Below are 18,883 nucleotides of genomic sequence, written 5' to 3'. Positions count from 1 at the left end.
CTCTCCATCAGGTTTGGTGGCGATAGCGAAGAGGTCACACCCGTTCCCATACCGAACACGGAAGTTAAGCTCTTCAGCGCCGATGGTAGTTGGGGGTTTCCCCCTGTGAGAGTAGGACGCCGCCAAGCTTCTATAAGGATCAGTTCCAGTCGGAACTGGTCTTTTTTGTGTTTTTGGGAGGTTTGACACCATATAAATGTGGAAATAATATTGTTAGTTGAGCGATTATCTTGAAAAATCGATCGAAAAAATTTATAGTAAGATTAAAGTCAAATATAGTCAAAGTCAATGGAGGAGGAGGCGGAGTGGCACAAAATATTTCTGATATCATCGAGCAGTATTTGAAGGAAGTCTTGGATCAGAACGGTCGAGAAATATTAGAAATTAAACGCAATGAAATTGCAGATAAGTTTCAATGCGTACCTTCACAAATTAACTATGTTATCAATACACGCTTTACGAGCGAGAGAGGCTATATCGTTGAAAGTAAGCGTGGCGGCGGTGGCTATATCCGCATCATTAAAGTCAAAATGAATGATGAAGTCGACTTATTGAACAATATTATTTCCCAAATATATCATCGTTTATCACAGGCTGCATCTGATCATATCATCATGCGTCTTGTTGAAAATAACATTTTATCTGAAAGAGAAGCTAAGATGATGATAAGTGTCATGGACCGTTCTGTATTGCATATTGATTTACCTGAACGAGATGAACTGCGGGCTCGGATGATGAAAGCGATGTTAAATGCTTTGAAATTAAAGTAAAGCGGGTGAAAAGATTGATTTGTCAAGAATGTAATGAGAGACCAGCCACTTTTCACTTTACGAAAGTTATAAATGGAGAAAAACAAGAAATGCACATATGTGAACAATGTGCAAAAGAAAACAGTGATTCATATGCTATGAGTGGAAACCAAGGTTTCTCGATTCACAACTTATTATCAGGCTTATTGAATATTGATCCTAGCTTCACCACAAGTGCTAACAAGGGCTCGTCTATTTTTCAAGAAGCGAAAGAAGTGGATCAATGTCCTAAGTGTGGCTTAACCTTTCAGCAGTTCAGAAAAACAGGCCGATTTGGCTGTGCAGAATGCTATCGTACATTTGATCAGTATCTGAACCCTGTTTTACGGAAAGTCCATAGTGGAAATACAGTCCATAATGGAAAAGTCCCTAAACGAATTGCCGGCAGCCTGCATGTCCGCCGGAAACTTGAGTTAATGCAGCAAGAGCTGAAGCAGCTGATTGAACAGGAAGAGTTTGAAAAGGCAGCGGAAGTTCGAGATCAAATTCGTGCATTAGAGCATGAGCAATCTCAGCAGAGGGAGGGAGATTAACGACATGTCGCTCCAGCATTTTATTCAAGACGCTCTAAGTCAGTGGATGAAACAAAAAGGACCAGAAAGTGACATTGTTCTAAGCAGTCGTATCCGGCTAGCTCGCAATCTAGAGCATGTTCGTTTCCCAACTCAGTTTTCTCAAGCTGAAGCTGAAGCTGTTCTCCAGCAATTCGAACAAAAGTTTGCTAGCCAGGAAGTGAAGGACATTGGAAACTTTGTTCTGATTCGAATGAATGAAACGCAGCCTTTAGCAAAGAGGGTACTTGTTGAAAAGCATTTGATTAGCCCCAATTTAGCTGAATCAAGATTTGGCGGCTGTTTGCTTTCTGAAAATGAAGAAATCAGTGTGATGCTGAATGAAGAAGACCATATTCGAATCCAATGCTTATTCCCAGGTTTTCAGCTAGCCAATGCATTAAAAGCGGCTAATCAGGTAGATGACTGGATTGAAGAGCAAGTGGATTATGCGTTTTCTGAAAAGCGAGGATACTTAACAAGCTGTCCGACCAATGTAGGTACAGGTATTAGGGCTTCGGTCATGATGCATTTACCAGCATTAGCGCTCACAAGACAAATGAATCGGATTATTCCGGCCATTAATCAATTAGGTCTTGTGGTCAGAGGAATTTATGGTGAGGGCAGCGAAGCAATAGGAAACATCTTTCAAATATCAAATCAAATGACACTTGGTCAATCAGAAGAAGACATTGTAGATGACTTGAATAGTGTGACCGCTCAGCTCATTGAACAAGAGCGATCTGCACGAAAAGCTTTATATCAAACATCTAAAATTGAACTTGAGGACAGAGTGTACCGTTCCTTAGGGATTTTGGCCAATTGTCGTATGATTGAATCAAAGGAAACAGCAAAGTGTTTGTCAGATGTGCGGCTTGGAATTGATTTAGGTATCATTAAGGGGCTTTCAAGTAATATACTGAATGAACTCATGATTTTGACTCAGCCCGGCTTCCTTCAACAATATTCAGGAGGAGCCTTGGAGCCAAATGAACGAGATATAAAACGAGCAGCGATTATTAGAGAAAGGCTGCGCTTAGAAATGCATAGGAATGGACAGGAGGATGAAACGATATGATGTTTGGAAGATTCACTGAAAGAGCTCAAAAGGTATTAGCACTTGCACAAGAAGAAGCCATTCGCCTAGGCCATAAGAACATAGGTACTGAGCACATTTTACTTGGCCTTGTACGTGAAGGTGAGGGCATCGCTGCCAAAGCGTTAGAAGCACTGGGCCTTGTTTCAGATAAAATCCAAAAAGAAGTCGAAAGCTTGATTGGAAGAGGGCAAGAGGTGTCTCAAGCTATTCCTCATTATACGCCTAGGGCGAAGAAGGTCACTGAGCTTTCAATGGATGAAGCAAGAAAGCTAGGTCATTCCTATGTAGGGACAGAACATATTCTATTAGGTCTTATTCGTGAGGGAGAGGGTGTCGCTGCCCGTGTCTTAAATAACCTCGGAGTGAGCTTAAATAAAGCACGTCAGCAAGTCCTGCAGCTGCTTGGAAGCAATGAAACAGGTGCATCTGCGGCCGGCTCTAATAGCAATGCAAATACACCAACACTAGATAGCTTGGCGAGAGATTTGACAGCTATCGCAAAAGAGGACAGCTTGGACCCTGTCATTGGCCGAAGCAAAGAAATCCAACGTGTCATTGAGGTTCTAAGTAGAAGAACAAAAAATAACCCTGTGCTGATTGGTGAGCCTGGTGTTGGTAAAACAGCCATCGCAGAAGGTCTTGCACAGCAAATTATTCATAACGAAGTGCCTGAAATCCTGCGCGATAAACGAGTGATGACACTGGATATGGGAACTGTTGTAGCTGGGACGAAATATCGTGGTGAATTCGAGGATCGTTTGAAAAAAGTGATGGACGAAATTCGCCAGGCAGGAAATATCATTCTCTTTATCGACGAGCTTCATACACTCATTGGTGCTGGTGGAGCAGAGGGCGCGATTGATGCGTCTAATATCTTGAAGCCATCCTTAGCACGTGGTGAGCTTCAATGTATTGGAGCGACAACGTTAGATGAGTACCGTAAATACATTGAAAAGGACGCTGCGCTTGAACGACGTTTCCAGCCAATTCAAGTAGATCAGCCGTCTGTTGATGAAAGTATTCAAATCTTAAGAGGGCTTAGAGACCGGTATGAAGCACATCACCGTGTGTCTATTACAGATGAAGCGATTGAGGCGGCGGTGAAGCTGTCTGACCGTTATATTTCCGACCGATTCCTTCCAGATAAGGCGATTGATTTAATTGATGAGGCAGGTTCGAAAGTCCGTTTACGTTCGTTCACGACACCGCCTAACCTAAAAGAGTTAGAGCAAAAGCTGGATGAAGTACGCAAGGAAAAGGATGCGGCAGTTCAAAGTCAAGAATTTGAAAAAGCAGCTTCTCTTCGCGATACAGAGCAGCGTTTGCGTGAAAAAGTAGAAGTGACAAAGAAATCATGGAAAGAAAAGCAGGGACAAGAGAATTCAGAGGTATCTGTAGATGATATCGCAATGGTCGTTTCCAGCTGGACGGGAGTGCCTGTTTCGAAAATTGCTCAAACGGAGACAGATAAGCTTCTGAACATGGAACAATTGCTTCATTCTCGCGTGATCGGACAGGATGAAGCGGTTGTCGCTGTAGCAAAAGCGGTGAGACGTGCGCGTGCTGGCCTGAAAGATCCGAAGCGTCCAATCGGCTCCTTTATCTTCTTGGGTCCAACAGGGGTTGGTAAAACGGAGCTTGCAAGAGCACTCGCTGAGTCTATTTTCGGTGATGAAGAAGCAATGATCCGTATTGATATGTCTGAATACATGGAGAAACACTCTACATCCAGACTTGTTGGGTCACCTCCAGGCTATGTGGGCTATGATGAAGGTGGACAGCTGACTGAAAAAGTGAGAAGAAAACCTTATTCTGTCGTTCTTTTAGACGAGATTGAAAAGGCGCATCCAGATGTATTTAATATCTTACTACAAGTGTTAGAAGATGGTCGTCTGACTGATTCTAAAGGGCGTACCGTTGACTTTAGAAATACGATTTTGATCATGACATCAAACGTTGGAGCTAGTGAGCTGAAGCGCAATAAATATGTTGGCTTTAACGTGCAGGATGAAAGTCAAAATTACAAGGATATGAAAGGCAAAGTGATGGGCGAGTTGAAACGTGCGTTTAGACCTGAGTTTATCAACCGTATTGATGAAATCATTGTCTTCCACTCGCTTGAGAAGAAACATCTCAAAGAGATCGTGTCTCTCATGTCTGATCAATTGACAAAACGATTAAAAGAACAAGACCTATCAATTGAATTGACGGAAGCAGCAAAAGCGAAAATTGCCGACGAAGGAGTAGATCTTGAGTACGGTGCGCGTCCGTTAAGAAGAGCGATTCAAAAGCATGTAGAAGATCGACTTTCTGAGGAGCTTCTGAAGGGGAATATTGAAAAAGGTCAACATATCGTATTAGATGTGGAAGATGGAGAAATTGTCGTAAAAGCGACGGCTGCTACGAACTAATATAGTAAGAAAAAAGTGTGAGGCATACCAGTAAGGTGTATGCCTCCCTTTACTTATTTTCTGACCAGTATAAGGAGTTGTATTCTTCAATCTATGGCTAAGACAAAATCAAAATTTATATGCCAATCGTGCGGTTATGAGTCAGCCAAATGGATGGGGAAATGTCCAGGCTGCGGCACGTGGAACAGTATGACAGAAGAGGTCGTTCGCAAAGAGCCGGCAAACCGTCGAAGTGCTTTTAATCATTCTGTTCAAACCATTCAAAAACCTTCACCTATATCTGCAATTGAAACATCCGAAGAACCCCGAATTAAAACAAATTTAGAAGAATTTAACCGAGTATTAGGAAGTGGAATTGTCAAAGGTTCTCTTGTTCTCATCGGCGGAGATCCTGGGATTGGGAAGTCCACATTGTTATTACAAGTATCAGCACAGCTCTCAGACAAAAATCAGAATGTGTTATACATATCTGGTGAGGAGTCCATTAAACAAACGAAGCTAAGAGCGGACCGCCTTGGCATTGAAAGCGCCTCTTTACATGTTTTGGCTGAAACCGATATGGAGTATATAACGTCTGCTATACAGGAGATGAAACCTGCTTTTGTTGTGGTGGATTCGATTCAAACCGTTTATCAAAGCGATATTACGTCAGCTCCCGGCTCTGTATCTCAAGTTAGGGAATGTACAGCGCAGCTGATGAAGATTGCCAAAACAAATGGTATTCCTATTTTTATCGTTGGTCACGTGACCAAAGAAGGCTCGATCGCAGGTCCACGCCTTTTAGAGCATATGGTGGACACAGTTCTTTATTTTGAAGGCGAGCGTCATCATACGTTTCGTATTTTACGGGCGGTCAAAAACCGATTTGGTTCAACGAATGAATTGGGAATTTTTGAAATGAGAGAAGAAGGGCTCACGGAAGTATTAAACCCATCAGAAATCTTTTTAGAAGAGCGGTCGGCAGGTGTATCTGGTTCGTGTGTTGTTGCCTCAATGGAAGGAACAAGACCCGTACTTGTCGAGATACAGGCATTAATTTCCCCGACAAGCTTTGGGAATCCGCGAAGAATGGCCACTGGCCTTGATCATAATCGAGTATCGCTGCTCATGGCAGTTTTAGAAAAACGCGTGGGGCTGCTGCTGCAAAACCAAGATGCGTATTTAAAGGTCGCAGGTGGTGTGAAGCTTGACGAACCGGCGATTGACTTAGCTATTGCCGTGAGTATTGCATCAAGCTTTAAAGATGCAGCGCCGCATCAAGCGGATTGCTTTATAGGAGAGGTCGGTCTGACGGGAGAAGTCAGAAGAGTATCAAGAATTGAACAGCGAGTGCAGGAAGCTGCAAAACTAGGATTTAAGCGAATGTTTATTCCTCAGGCAAATATAGACGGATGGAAAAAGCCGAGAGGGATTGAGTTAGTTGGTGTAGAAAATGTAGCGGAGGCACTTCGAATTTCACTAGGGGGATCATAGAAATGGAAAAAGAGAAAAAAGGAGCGAGAGAACTCGATCTCTTAGATATTGTACAGTTTGTGGCACCAGGAACACCTCTGCGGGCAGGAATTGAAAACGTCCTGAGAGCCAATACTGGCGGGCTCATTGTTGTTGGTTATAATGACAAAGTAAAGAGTGTAGTAGATGGAGGATTTCACATTAATTCAGCCTTCTCCCCAGCACATTTATATGAATTGGCGAAGATGGATGGGGCCATTATTCTTAGCGATTCTGGTCAAAAAATCTTGTATGCGAATACACAGCTGATGCCAGATGCAACCATCCATTCATCGGAAACTGGCATGAGGCACCGGACGGCTGAACGTGTAGCAAAGCAGACAGGCTGCTTAATCATTGCTATTTCTGAACGGAGGAACGTCATTACCTTATACCAAGGGAATCGTCGTTATACGCTGAAAGATATTGGCTTTATTTTAACAAAGGCGAATCAAGCCATTCAAACACTTGAGAAATATAAAACGATTTTAGATCACGCCATTTCTGCATTAAGCGCCCTAGAATTCGAAGAACTTGTGACCTTTGGGGATGTATTATCCGTGCTGCACCGCTACGAAATGGTACTCAGAATCAAAAATGAAATCAATATGTATATCAAAGAGCTTGGAACAGAGGGACACTTGATTCGTCTGCAGGTCAATGAACTGATTACAGACATGGAGCAGGAAGCGGCTTTATTTATTAAAGATTACGTGAAAGAAAAGATCAAAGATCCGTATGTACTGCTTAAACAACTTCAAGATATGTCGAGCTTTGAGCTTTTAGATGATTCCATTCTGTACAAGTTACTTGGATATCCAGCTTCTACAAATATTGACGAATATGTGTACACAAGAGGATACAGATTGCTCCATAAAATCCCTAGACTGCCAATGCCAATCGTCGAAAATGTGGTTGAAGCATTCGGTGTGCTAGATCGAATTATGGAAGCGGATGTACAAGAATTGGATGAAGTAGAAGGAATTGGAGAAGTAAGAGCGAAAAAGATAAAAAAAGGATTAAAAAGGTTACAAGAAAAACATTACATTGACCGTCAGCTTTAAGAAGAGAAATTTTTCTCTATTACGGTTAAAAATGGATGAATATGGGTATATTAATGATGGTTTTGTTTTCTGTTGCTCATGATAGGAAACTTAAACATATATCAATGTCAGATGAAGGTGGATTGACAGATGAAAAATAAAGGAGGTGAAGGTATGTTAAAAAGAATCGTTCAGGCGTTTTTTATCATTTTGGGTGCAGTTGTGGGGATTTTTATCATTCCAGAGTTATTTCTGCTTTTAAATGTAAAGGACATACCTTTCATAACAAATGCTTACTCTTCAGCACTAATAGGAGCCGTTGTGTTCTTCATCATTGGTAAATGGTGCACAGGTTATGTGGTAAATTGGGTGAAATGGGTCGAGGATTCTCTATTGAAGGCGCCTCTTCCTGATCTTATATCTGGAAGTTTCGGATTAGTATTTGGACTTATTCTAGCATATCTTATTGTAAACGTGATCCCGCTAAACAATATCCCATATCATATTTTTGGTACCATTATTCCGATTTTCCTGGCTTTCTTTTTAGGATACCTTGGGTTTCAGGTAGGCTTTAAGAAGAAGGATGAAATGATAGGGCTGTTCTCCCGATCTGCAAAGGTCACAAAGAAAAAAGGAGCAGCTGATGATGAACCTGAAATAGAAGATAAAAAGCTGAAAATTTTAGACACAAGTGTTATCATTGATGGAAGAATCGCAGATATTTGCCAAACTGGATTCTTAGAAGGTGTCATGGTCATTCCTCAATTTGTACTCGAGGAATTACAGCATATTGCAGACTCTTCAGATGTATTAAAGAGAAATAGAGGCCGAAGAGGTCTTGATATTTTAAATCGTATTCAAAAAGAATTGGATATCAAAGTTGAAATTTACGAAGGTGACTTCGAAGACATTCAAGAGGTTGATAGCAAGCTTGTGAAGCTGGCGAAATTAACTTCAGGTGTAGTTGTGACCAATGATTTTAATTTAAATAAAGTATGCGAACTTCAAAAAGTAGCAGTGTTAAACATCAATGATCTAGCCAATGCCGTTAAACCGGTTGTACTGCCTGGGGAAGAAATGAAGGTACAGGTCATCAAAGATGGGAAAGAGCATAACCAAGGTGTTGCTTACTTAGATGACGGGACGATGATTGTGGTCGAGGAAGGACGCAATTACATTGGAAAAGACATTGATGTGCTCGTCACAAGTGTGCTGCAGACTGCTGCTGGAAGAATGATTTTTGCGAAGCCAAAACTTCTGGAGAAGGCGCTCTAAAGGGAGAACGAACATGTATTATGAAGTAGTTATTCCGGCTGCGGGGCAGGGGAAACGAATGAAGGCCGGCCGCAATAAGCTTTTTATTGAGCTGAAAAGAATGCCGGTCATCATTCATACACTAAAGGTGTTTGACGCTCATGCGCAATGCAAACGAATGATCCTAGCGATCAATGAAGAGGAGCGTCAAGACTTTGAAAGGCTACTCAGGGTACACGCTTTTCAAACGCCTGTTTCACTTGTCACTGGCGGTGAAGAACGTCAGCAAAGTGTATACGAAGGATTAAAGGCTGTGAAAGATGCGGACATCGTGCTTGTTCATGATGGGGCAAGGCCTTTTATTAAGCATACACAGATTGACTTGCTCGTTAAAGCGGCGATTGAAAAAGGCTCCGCGGTTGTAGCGGTACCAGTGAAAGACACAATCAAACGCGTTCAAGAAGGCAAAGTGGAACAAACCATTGAACGTCAGAGCTTGTGGGCAGTCCAGACCCCACAAGCTTTTCGTCATTCTATTTTAAAAGAGGCGCATGAATATGCGGAGCGGACAGGCTTCCTTGGAACAGACGACGCCAGTCTTGTTGAACAATTACAAGGTGAGAATGTGTATATTGTCCAAGGAGACTATACCAATATTAAGCTGACAACACCGGATGATTTATTGGTTGCCAAGGCAATTATGGATGCGGAAAGAGGGTACTAGATCATGTTGAGAATAGGACAAGGTTTTGATGTACATCAATTAACAGAGGGAAGACCTCTAATTATCGGTGGGGTCGCCATCCCTTATGAAAAGGGACTGCTAGGGCATTCAGATGCTGACGTACTGCTTCACACAGTGGCAGATGCATGCCTGGGTGCGATTGCTGAAGGAGATATCGGCAGACATTTCCCAGACACAGATCCTGAGTTTAAGGATGCAGATTCTTTTAAATTATTGCAGCATGTGTGGGCACTTGTGAAAGAAAAGGGCTACACTCTTGTGAATATTGACTGCACCATCATGGCGCAAAAGCCAAAAATGGCACCTTACATACAACCAATGTGTGAGAAAATTGCAGAAGCGCTTGAGGCAGATGTCACACAGGTGAATGTCAAAGCAACAACGACAGAGAAACTCGGATTTACAGGAAGAGGAGAAGGAATTGCCTCTCAGGCAACAGTGCTTCTTCAGAAAAAGTAAAATCCATTTTGATGAGAATAGGTTTTGATGATAAAATACGTTTATAAAAAATTGGTGTCAGACAACATGATGCAGATGAAAGGAAGTTAAACTCATGGGAAATGAAGTGCGTGTTCGTTATGCACCGAGTCCAACTGGTCATTTACATATTGGGAATGCTAGAACGGCTCTTTTCAACTATTTGTTCGCACGCAGCCAAGGCGGCAAATTTATTATTCGAATCGAGGATACGGACCAAAAGCGTAATGTAGAAGGCGGGGAGGAAAGCCAGCTTCGCCACCTGCAATGGCTCGGTATTGATTGGGATGAGAGCATTGATAAAGATGGCGGTTACGGTCCTTACAGACAATCAGAGCGTAATGATATTTACAAAAAATATTATGACGAACTGTTAGAGAAGGACTTGGCGTATAAGTGCTATTGTACGGCTGAAGAGCTAGAGGCAGAGCGTGAAGCACAAATCGCCCGCAGTGAAATGCCTCGATATTCTGGTAAATGCAGTCATTTATCAAAAGAAGAAGAGGACAAACTGATTGCTGAAGGAAGAGAGCCAAGCATCCGCTTCCGAGTGCCAAAAGGAGAAATCATCAAATTTGACGACATGGTCAAAGGTGAAATTTCATTTGAAACAGACGGCATTGGTGACTTTGTTATTGTGAAAAAAGATGGCACGCCAACTTATAACTTTGCCGTAGCCGTGGATGATCATTTGATGAAAATGACTCACGTTCTTCGCGGAGAAGATCATATTTCAAATACCCCTAAACAAATCATGATTTTTCATGCATTTGGCTGGGAGGTTCCGCTATTCGGACATATGACGTTGATTGTGAACGAGAACCGCAAGAAATTAAGTAAACGTGATGAATCAATTATTCAATTCATCGAGCAATATAAGAATTTAGGCTATTTACCTGAAGCCCTGTTTAACTTCATTGCATTACTTGGATGGTCTCCAGTAGGCGAAGAAGAACTGTTTACAAAAGAGCAATTCATCGACATTTTCGATGTAAACCGACTTTCTAAGTCACCAGCTCTATTCGATATGCATAAACTAAAATGGGTGAACAACCAATACGTGAAAGCACTTGATCTTGATCAGGTTGTGGCACTAACACTTCCGCATCTTCAAAAAGCAGGCAAGGTAAGTGAGCAGCTGACTGAAGAAGAAAACACGTGGGTACGCAAGCTTATTTCTCTGTATCACGAACAATTAAGCTACGGAGCGGAAATTGTTGAGTTAACAGAGTTGTTCTTTAAGGAGCAAATTGAGTATAATCAAGAGGCAAAGGAAGTTCTAGCAGAGGAGCAAGTACCAGAAGTGATGGCATCTTTTGCAGGTCAGCTTGAACAGCTTGAGTCTTTCACACCTGATGAAATCAAGGCTGCCATTAAAGCGGTACAAAAAGAAACAGGGCATAAAGGCAAGAAACTATTCATGCCGATTCGTGTGGCTGTCACAGGACAAACGCATGGCCCAGAACTTCCGCAAAGTATTGAATTACTAGGTAAAGAAACGGTATTAAACCGCATTAAACAAATATAAGGAAATCGTTGCGAGGGAGAAGTACAATGTACTCGTCCATCACAGAAAGAGTCTCCACCGGCTGAAAGAGACTTATGGGCAGACATTGGAAATGCACCCTCAAGACCCTTGAGGAACACGTACGTTAGTATGCAAGGGCGGTACCCTCCGTTATGGGATTAAGTTGAGAAGGCTGAAAGATAAGTAGCTTTCTAAACAGAGTGGAACCGCGTTTTCAAAACGTCTCTGTCATTTGGCAGAGGCGTTTTTTATTTGTCCAAAAAAAGAGAGCAAGTCCTAAGAGAGATTCATGGGGAAGAACGGGGGGAGCATGTGTTTTTCAAAATGCTGAAAGAAGATATTGATACTGTGTTTGATCAAGATCCTGCTGCTAGAAGCTATATTGAAGTAGTGCTAACCTATTCAGGGCTTCATGCGATTTGGGCTCACCGTATTGCGCACGCATTTTATAAGCGGAAGCTGTATTTTATTGCGCGGATCATTTCTCAGGTCAGCCGCTTTTTCACAGGGGTGGAAATTCATCCGGCGGCAACCATTGGCAGGCGGTTCTTCATTGATCACGGCATGGGCGTCGTGATCGGGGAAACATGTGAAATTGGAGACAACGTCACTGTTTTCCAAGGCGTGACATTAGGGGGAACAGGGAAAGAAAAGGGAAAGCGGCATCCGACCATTTTAGATGATGCCCTCATTGCGACAGGTGCCAAGGTGCTTGGTTCTATCACGGTTGGAAAAGGGTCCAAGATTGGTGCAGGGTCGGTCGTGTTAAAAGACGTCCCAGACCATTCCACTGTTGTAGGTATACCTGGGCGAGTGGTCGTTCAAAATGGAAAGAAAATCAATCGTGATCTCAACCATCAAGATTTGCCAGATCCAGTTTCCGATCGTTTTAAAGAATTGGAACGAGAAATGGAAAAGCTAAAAGGTGAGCTGGCTTCATTGAGCAGAAAGGAAGAACAATCATGACAATCAATATTTATAATACATTGACACGTAAGAAGGAAGAATTTGTCCCGCTTGAGCCAGGAAAGGTCAAGATGTATGTGTGCGGACCAACCGTTTATAACTACATTCATATCGGGAATGCTAGACCTGCTATTGTTTATGACACTGTACGTAAGTATTTAGAATACAGCGGTTACGATGTGAACTTTGTATCAAACTTTACAGATGTGGATGATAAACTCATCAAAGCGGCCAATGAACTCGGAGAAGATGTGCCGACAATTGCTGATCGTTTTATCCAAGCTTACTTCGAAGACGTCAGTGCGCTCGGCTGCAAAAAAGCAGACCTTCACCCGCGAGTGACGGAAAACATGGATGATATCATTGCGTTTATTGCGACATTGATTGAAAAAGGCTACGCCTATGAAGCAGATGGTGACGTGTATTACAGCACACGCTCATTTGAAGGTTATGGAAAGCTTTCTCACCAATCAATTGATGAACTGAAGACAGGTGCTCGTATTCGTGTAGGTGAAAAGAAACGAGATGCGCTGGACTTTGCTCTTTGGAAGGCTGCAAAGGATCAGGAAATCTCTTGGGATAGCCCATGGGGCAAAGGACGCCCAGGATGGCACATCGAATGCTCGGCAATGGTCAAAAAATATTTAGGTGATACGATCGACATTCATGCTGGCGGACAGGATTTAACATTCCCTCACCATGAGAATGAAATTGCCCAATCTGAGGCTTTGACAGGGAAGCCTTTTGCGAAGTATTGGATGCATAACGGGTATATTAATATCGATAATGAAAAAATGTCAAAATCACTTGGCAACTTTGTGCTCGTGCATGACATTGTGAAAGAACAAGATCCTGATGTGCTCCGCTTCTTTATGTTGTCGGTTCACTATCGCCACCCAATTAACTACTCAATGGATTTATTAGAAAGTACAAAGAGTGCGTTTAACCGACTCAAGACATCGTATGCGAATTTACATCACCGTCTTGAGAGCAGTACGAATATTACGGAAGATAATGCTGAATGGCTGGAAAAAATTGAAGAGCAGCGTGCGACATTTGTTTCTGAAATGAATGATGACTTCAATACGGCAAATGCGATCTCTGTTTTATTCGAATTAGCAAAACAGGCGAATTATTATATGGAAAATGATCATACTTCGGAGGAAGTGATCAAGGCATTTATCGGCTTGTTCCAAGAAATTACGTCTGTTCTCGGCTTCTCATTAGAAGAAAAGCACACGCTTGACGAAGAGGTAGAAGCGTTAATTGAAAAACGCAATGAAGCTAGAAGAAATCGTGACTTTGCTCTATCTGATCAAATTCGTGATCAATTAAAGAACATGAATATTGTGTTGGAGGACACTCCTCAAGGTACTCGCTGGAAAAGAGGAGAATAGGCAATGTTGAATTTTGAAAAGCTGAAAGACGGTAAACAGCTGAACGGACTTGCGCTGGCTTATATGGGTGATGCCATTTTTGAAGTATATGTGAGGCATCACCTCCTCCAAACGGGGGCGACAAAACCCAATGAGCTGCACAAACGAGCAAGCAAAATTGTTTCAGCTAAATCACAGGCTGCTATTTTATTTACGCTTCAGCAGCAAGGCTTTTTCACTGAAGCAGAAGAAGCGGTGCTGAAAAGAGGAAGAAACGCAAAATCAGGCACAGTGCCTAAAAACACAGACGTTCAAACGTATCGTTATAGTACAGCGTTTGAAGCGCTTATGGGTTATTTATTTATCGAAAAGCAGGACGAACGCTTAGAAGAGCTGATTAGTCAGGCGATTGAAATCGGAACGTCAGGGAGGAAGACAAATGAGTCAGCAACATGATTATGTCATTGGGAAAAATGCAGTGATTGAGACACTGAAGTCAGATCGGGAGTTATACAAGCTCTGGATGGCGGAAAACACTGTAAAAGGACAAGCCCAGCAGGTCATTGAACTCGCTAAAAAGCAAAATATCACCATTCAGTATGTTCCGAGGAAAAAGCTTGATCAAATGGTTACAGGTCAGCACCAGGGAATCGTTGCACAAGTAGCAGCATATGAATATGCAGAATTGGACGATCTGTATCAAATCGCTGAAAAGCGGAATGAGCAGCCTTTCTTTCTGATTTTAGATGAAATTGAAGACCCGCATAATTTAGGATCTATTATGCGTACGGCAGATGCTGTAGGTGCACACGGGATTGTCATTCCGAAAAGGAGAGCGGTCGGTCTAACAACAACAGTTGCTAAGGCATCCACTGGAGCAATTGAGCATATCCCTGTTGCAAAAGTGACCAATCTTTCAAGAGCCCTTGATGAAATGAAAGAAAGAGGAATCTGGGTTGCGGGAACAGATGCGTCTGCTAAACAGGATTACAGACAATTTGATGGCACAATGCCGCTGGCTCTTGTGATTGGCAGTGAAGGAAAAGGAATTGGCCGATTGATTAAGGAAAAGTGTGATTTTCTGATTAAACTGCCTATGGCCGGGAAGGTTACTTCGTTAAACGCATCAGTTGCTGCTGGTCTATTGATGTATGAAGTGTATCGAAAACGTTATCCGTTAGGAGAATAGAGATGGATATCCTCTTAGTCGATGGATACAACATGATAGGTGCATGGCCTCAGCTGCAGCACTTAAAGGAAAACAGCTTTGAAGAAGCCAGAGACGTGCTGATTCAACATTTAGCAGAATATCAAGCCTACACTGGGTATCGAGTCATTGTCGTATTCGATGCCCATATGGTCAAAGGAATTGAAAAGAAGCGGACTAACCACCGAGTAGAGGTCATCTTTACGAGAGAGAATGAAACGGCAGATGAGCGGATTGAAAAGCTGGCGCAGGATTTGAATAATATTCGGACGCAAATTCATGTGGCAACCTCAGATTTTACGGAACAATGGGCTATTTTTGGACAAGGAGCTCTTCGGAAGTCGGCTCGTGAGCTTTTAAGAGAGATTGAAGTGATAGAACGAAAGATTGAAACGAGGGTCAAAAAGATTACGTCTGATAAACCAGCATCTAAGATTGAATTGTCAGAAGATGTATTGAAAACGTTTGAAAAATGGCGGCGCGGGAATCTGGAATAGCTTGACGATATTTCAACCATTAATGTATAATATTTCTATCTAGGTGCGGTCGGGGGGATCGAAGTGAATCTAAACAACAGCAAGGGTAAGTCCATCAGAGAGCAATTTTGCCAGTTGGAAGATGAACAAGTCATTGAAAGGGTTCATGTCGGAGATAGTGATGCGCTAGATTATTTAATAACGAAATACCGCAATTTTGTACGTGCGAAAGCAAGATCTTATTTCTTGATAGGAGCGGATCGAGAGGACATTGTCCAAGAGGGAATGATCGGACTTTATAAGTCTATCCGCGATTTCAGAGAGGACAAGCTTACTTCATTTAAGGCTTTTGCAGAATTATGTATTACCCGCCAAATTATCACCGCAATTAAAACAGCTACTCGCCAAAAACATATCCCGTTAAATTCCTATGTATCATTAGACAAGCCGATCTACGATGAAGAATCGGACAGAACATTATTGGATGTCATTTCCGGTGCTAAAGCGCTTAACCCAGAAGACTTAATCATTAGCAAAGAAGAATTTGATGATATCGAAATGAAGATGGGTGAACTGCTAAGCGAGCTGGAAAGAAAGGTACTTGTGCTTTATCTCGATGGCAGATCCTATCAAGAGATTTCGGAAGATTTAAACCGTCATGTGAAATCAATTGATAACGCACTCCAAAGAGTAAAGAGAAAATTAGAGAAATATTTAGAGCTTCGCGAGATTAGTCTCTAATCAAACCTATATTGACAGCTTTTTCGACACTGTGATAAGGTACTAATGAAATGATGTCGAGAAAATAGGTGTAAATATGAGGAAAAAGATTACTCTAGCCTGTAAAGACTGCGGAAGCCGCAATTATACGACAATGAAAAGTGTTGCTTCAGCAGCTGAAAGATTAGAAGTTAAGAAATATTGCAAGACTTGTAATTCACATAAAACACATTTAGAAACGAAGTAAGATTTGCGTTCTTTAATCTGTGGAGGTCTTTTACATGCGTATTATCAGTTTCTTAAAAAGTGTCGGAAAAGAAATGAAAAAGGTCAGCTGGCCAAAGAAGAACGAAATGGTCCGCTACACAATCACTGTTATTTTAACAGTCGTATTCTTTGCCATCTTTTTCTCTTTTCTTGATATAGGAATCTCACAATTAATCGAATTAATTCATTAATACTTGAATAATGGTCTGCTGAACGTGCTATAATAGATCATAATATGACTTGCCAAAAAACCCGTTTTACGGGTTTTTTCAATTGCTTGAAAATATTTACCGTTACTCGAGATTCGTCAAATAGACATTATGAAATGTGGGGAGGGAAGGACTAAATAGTCCTGAACGAAAATGGAAAAGAATTGGTATGTTGTGCATACGTACTCTGGCTATGAAAACAAAGTAAAAGCGAATTTGGAAAAGCGTGTTGAATCAATGGGCATGCAGGATAAAATCTTCCGCGTCGTCGTACCAGAAGAAGAAGAAACGGATATTAAAAATGGTAAGAAAAAAGTCGTCAAAAAGAAGGTATTCCCTGGCTATGTTCTAGTGGAAATTGTGATGACTGACGACTCTTGGTATGTTGTTCGTAATACACCAGGTGTCACTGGATTCGTTGGATCAGCTGGATCAGGCTCAAAGCCGACTGCACTGCTGCCAGGCGAAGCCGAAACCATTCTGAAGAGAATGGGTCTTGAAGAACGCAAAACAGAAATCGACTTTGAACTGAAAGAAACAGTTAAGGTCATTGATGGACCATTTGCTAACTTCACTGGATCGATTGAAGAAATTGATTACGATAAAAGCAAAGTCAAAGTATTCGTTAATATGTTTGGTAGAGAAACACCTGTTGAACTTGAGTTCACGCAGATCGATAAATTGTAATTTAAAAGAGCTTGAAATGAGTGTATAGAAGTGGTAATATAGCAAAGGTACGTCTTGAGTTCACTCAAGATCGCTAGCTAGTTATTTCGTCATTCATATAAAGAATGAAGTTGTTGAGTGGGAGGGGGATTCCCCTATTACCACATCACGGACTTTAAGGAGGTGTGTCTCGTGGCTAAAAAAGTAGTTAAAGTTGTTAAATTGCAAATTCCTGCTGGAAAAGCTAACCCAGCTCCACCAGTTGGACCTGCACTAGGTCAAGCCGGTGTTAATATCATGGGATTCTGTAAGGAGTTTAACGCTCGTACAGCTGACCAAGCTGGTCTTATCATTCCTGTTGAAATTTCGGTTTTTGAAGACCGTTCATTTACATTTATTACTAAAACTCCACCTGCTGCAGTTTTACTTAAAAAAGCAGCTGGTATTGAGTCTGGTTCTGGTGAACCTAACCGTAATAAAGTGGCAACTGTTAAGCGTGATAAAGTACGCGAAATCGCGGAAACAAAAATGCCTGACTTAAACGCTGCTAGCGTTGAATCAGCTATGCGCATGGTTGAAGGTACTGCACGCAGTATGGGTATTGTCATCGAAGATTAATTTTTTGTCTTGTTGGGTTGCGAGTTTGGTTTTGACAAGTTCGCAACCCTTATTCGTGGGAGGTTATTCCGCTAAAACCACATAAGGAGGATTTTTATAATGGCTAAAAAAGGTAAAAAGTATGTAGAAGCTGCTAAGCTGATCGATCGTACAAAAGCGTATGATGTAGCTGAAGCTGTTTCTCTTACAAAAAAAGCAAATACAGCTAAATTTGATGCGACTGTAGAAGTTGCTTTTCGTTTGGGCGTAGACCCTCGTAAAAACGATCAACAAATCCGCGGTGCAGTTGTACTTCCTAACGGAACTGGTAAAACTCAACGCGTTCTTGTGTTCGCTAAAGGCGAAAAAGCAAAAGAAGCAGAAGCTGCTGGAGCAGACTACGTTGGAGATTCTGATTACATCACTAAAATCCAACAAGGCTGGTTCGAATTCGATGTAATCGTTGCGACACCTGACATGATGGGTGAAGTTGGTAAGATCGGTCGTGTACTTGGACCAAAAGGTCTTATGCCAAACCCTAAAACAGGAACTGTAACGTTCGAAGTTGAAAAAGCAATCAATGAAATCAAAGCTGGTAAAGTAGAGTACCGCGTTGATAAAGCTGGTAACATCCACGCGCCAATCGGAAAGGTTTCTTTCGAGGACGAAAAGCTTGTTGAGAACTTTGCAACAATCTATGACACAATCCTTAAAGCAAAACCTGCAGCGGCTAAAGGTGTATACGTGAAAAACGTTTCTGTTACATCTACTATGGGCCCAGGCGTGAAAGTGGATCCATCTTCTTTCTCTGCAAAATAATTCTTGACTTATGACAACCATTTTGATAATATCAAAATGTTGTAAAATAGAATAATGTCCATTTATACCGTAGACAGCAGGGGCCTTATGGCTTAATTAACCCGCCGAGGTGTATATGTCACAGTCTTACGTTAACGTATGCTTGTATATACAGCCTCCATGTCTTAATGGA

Annotated in this window: 21 protein-coding genes, 1 rRNA gene and 2 other annotated features (1 of these 24 running past the window's edge); all 22 genes read left to right on the top strand. The window is 41.8% G+C overall.

Going from position 1 to position 18,883, the window contains the following annotated elements; genetic code table 11:
- The first annotated feature begins 12 nt into the window (after nt 1-12).
- Nucleotides 13-128 (top strand): 5S ribosomal RNA (gene rrf / locus JJ692_RS01625).
- Between the two features lie 177 nt (nt 129-305).
- Nucleotides 306-770 carry a CtsR family transcriptional regulator gene (locus JJ692_RS01620; RefSeq protein ID WP_003217184.1) on the top strand — a complete coding sequence of 155 codons (465 nt, stop codon included), beginning with the start codon at nt 306-308 and terminating at the stop codon, nt 768-770.
- Nucleotides 771-784: 14 nt separating this feature from the next.
- Entirely contained in the window at nt 785-1,342 is a 558-nt protein-coding gene (gene mcsA, locus JJ692_RS01615) for a protein-arginine kinase activator protein McsA (protein ID WP_024425862.1), read from the top strand.
- A 4-nt stretch (nt 1,343-1,346) separates the two neighbouring features.
- Nucleotides 1,347-2,438, top strand: a complete 1,092-nt coding sequence (gene mcsB, locus JJ692_RS01610) for a protein-arginine kinase McsB (protein ID WP_024425579.1) — start codon at nt 1,347-1,349, stop codon at nt 2,436-2,438.
- The gene (gene clpC, locus JJ692_RS01605) at nt 2,435-4,870 is read left to right on the top strand and encodes an ATP-dependent protease ATP-binding subunit ClpC (protein ID WP_007496263.1); all 2,436 of its coding nucleotides are present in this window, start codon (nt 2,435-2,437) and stop codon (nt 4,868-4,870) included. The genes mcsB and clpC overlap by 4 nt, the downstream gene beginning before the upstream one ends.
- Before the next feature lie 93 nt (nt 4,871-4,963).
- Complete coding sequence (gene radA / locus JJ692_RS01600; RefSeq protein WP_025092231.1) at nt 4,964-6,343, top strand: DNA repair protein RadA; 1,380 nt, start codon at nt 4,964-4,966, stop codon at nt 6,341-6,343.
- 2 nt (nt 6,344-6,345) lie between these two features.
- On the top strand, nt 6,346-7,425 hold the full coding sequence (gene disA / locus JJ692_RS01595) for a DNA integrity scanning diadenylate cyclase DisA (protein WP_024425581.1): 1,080 nt from the start codon (nt 6,346-6,348) through the stop codon (nt 7,423-7,425).
- 153 nt (nt 7,426-7,578) lie between these two features.
- Nucleotides 7,579-8,679 (top strand): PIN/TRAM domain-containing protein, encoded by a 1,101-nt coding sequence (locus tag JJ692_RS01590; protein ID WP_206534148.1) that lies wholly within the window; start codon nt 7,579-7,581, stop codon nt 8,677-8,679.
- A 13-nt stretch (nt 8,680-8,692) separates the two neighbouring features.
- A complete protein-coding gene (ispD, locus tag JJ692_RS01585; RefSeq protein WP_206534147.1) occupies nt 8,693-9,382 on the top strand; it encodes a 2-C-methyl-D-erythritol 4-phosphate cytidylyltransferase in 690 nt (229 codons plus the stop codon).
- A 3-nt stretch (nt 9,383-9,385) separates the two neighbouring features.
- Nucleotides 9,386-9,862: a 2-C-methyl-D-erythritol 2,4-cyclodiphosphate synthase gene (ispF, locus tag JJ692_RS01580; RefSeq protein WP_103132747.1), complete on the top strand. Its 477-nt coding sequence runs from the start codon at nt 9,386-9,388 to the stop codon at nt 9,860-9,862.
- Between the two features lie 94 nt (nt 9,863-9,956).
- A complete protein-coding gene (gene gltX, locus JJ692_RS01575) occupies nt 9,957-11,408 on the top strand; it encodes a glutamate--tRNA ligase (protein WP_034621521.1) in 1,452 nt (483 codons plus the stop codon).
- Nucleotides 11,408-11,638 (top strand) — a binding site (T-box leader). Its footprint overlaps the gene before it by 1 nt.
- Before the next feature lie 82 nt (nt 11,639-11,720).
- The gene (gene cysE, locus JJ692_RS01570; protein ID WP_024425585.1) at nt 11,721-12,374 is read left to right on the top strand and encodes a serine O-acetyltransferase; all 654 of its coding nucleotides are present in this window, start codon (nt 11,721-11,723) and stop codon (nt 12,372-12,374) included.
- Nucleotides 12,371-13,771: a cysteine--tRNA ligase gene (cysS, locus tag JJ692_RS01565; RefSeq protein WP_044333797.1), complete on the top strand. Its 1,401-nt coding sequence runs from the start codon at nt 12,371-12,373 to the stop codon at nt 13,769-13,771. The genes cysE and cysS overlap by 4 nt, the downstream gene beginning before the upstream one ends.
- Nucleotides 13,772-13,774: 3 nt before the next feature.
- The gene (locus tag JJ692_RS01560; RefSeq protein WP_003217007.1) at nt 13,775-14,206 is read left to right on the top strand and encodes a Mini-ribonuclease 3; all 432 of its coding nucleotides are present in this window, start codon (nt 13,775-13,777) and stop codon (nt 14,204-14,206) included.
- On the top strand, nt 14,190-14,939 hold the full coding sequence (gene rlmB, locus JJ692_RS01555) for a 23S rRNA (guanosine(2251)-2'-O)-methyltransferase RlmB (protein WP_024425588.1): 750 nt from the start codon (nt 14,190-14,192) through the stop codon (nt 14,937-14,939). The genes JJ692_RS01560 and rlmB overlap by 17 nt, the downstream gene beginning before the upstream one ends.
- 2 nt (nt 14,940-14,941) lie before the next feature.
- Entirely contained in the window at nt 14,942-15,454 is a 513-nt protein-coding gene (rae1, locus tag JJ692_RS01550) for a ribosome-dependent mRNA decay endonuclease Rae1/YacP (protein ID WP_024425589.1), read from the top strand.
- Nucleotides 15,455-15,517: 63 nt separating this feature from the next.
- A complete protein-coding gene (gene sigH / locus JJ692_RS01545; RefSeq protein ID WP_008345424.1) occupies nt 15,518-16,174 on the top strand; it encodes an RNA polymerase sporulation sigma factor SigH in 657 nt (218 codons plus the stop codon).
- A gap of 76 nt (nt 16,175-16,250) precedes the next feature.
- Complete coding sequence (gene rpmG, locus JJ692_RS01540) at nt 16,251-16,400, top strand: 50S ribosomal protein L33 (protein WP_008356502.1); 150 nt, start codon at nt 16,251-16,253, stop codon at nt 16,398-16,400.
- Between the two features lie 34 nt (nt 16,401-16,434).
- Complete coding sequence (gene secE / locus JJ692_RS01535; RefSeq protein WP_008345422.1) at nt 16,435-16,611, top strand: preprotein translocase subunit SecE; 177 nt, start codon at nt 16,435-16,437, stop codon at nt 16,609-16,611.
- 171 nt (nt 16,612-16,782) lie between these two features.
- Complete coding sequence (gene nusG / locus JJ692_RS01530; protein ID WP_003217197.1) at nt 16,783-17,316, top strand: transcription termination/antitermination protein NusG; 534 nt, start codon at nt 16,783-16,785, stop codon at nt 17,314-17,316.
- A gap of 171 nt (nt 17,317-17,487) precedes the next feature.
- Complete coding sequence (gene rplK / locus JJ692_RS01525; protein WP_003216956.1) at nt 17,488-17,913, top strand: 50S ribosomal protein L11; 426 nt, start codon at nt 17,488-17,490, stop codon at nt 17,911-17,913.
- A gap of 99 nt (nt 17,914-18,012) precedes the next feature.
- Nucleotides 18,013-18,711 carry a 50S ribosomal protein L1 gene (gene rplA, locus JJ692_RS01520; RefSeq protein ID WP_017359164.1) on the top strand — a complete coding sequence of 233 codons (699 nt, stop codon included), beginning with the start codon at nt 18,013-18,015 and terminating at the stop codon, nt 18,709-18,711.
- A gap of 49 nt (nt 18,712-18,760) precedes the next feature.
- Nucleotides 18,761-18,883: a sequence feature (ribosomal protein L10 leader region), on the top strand; it runs 18 nt beyond the window's last position.

The organism is Bacillus sp. 3a (assembly GCF_017161885.1).
GTDB classification, from domain to species: Bacteria; Bacillota; Bacilli; order Bacillales; family Bacillaceae; genus Bacillus; species Bacillus safensis.
Note: the sequence above shows the minus strand (reverse complement) of the source record. Positions and strands in the feature narration are given on the sequence as shown.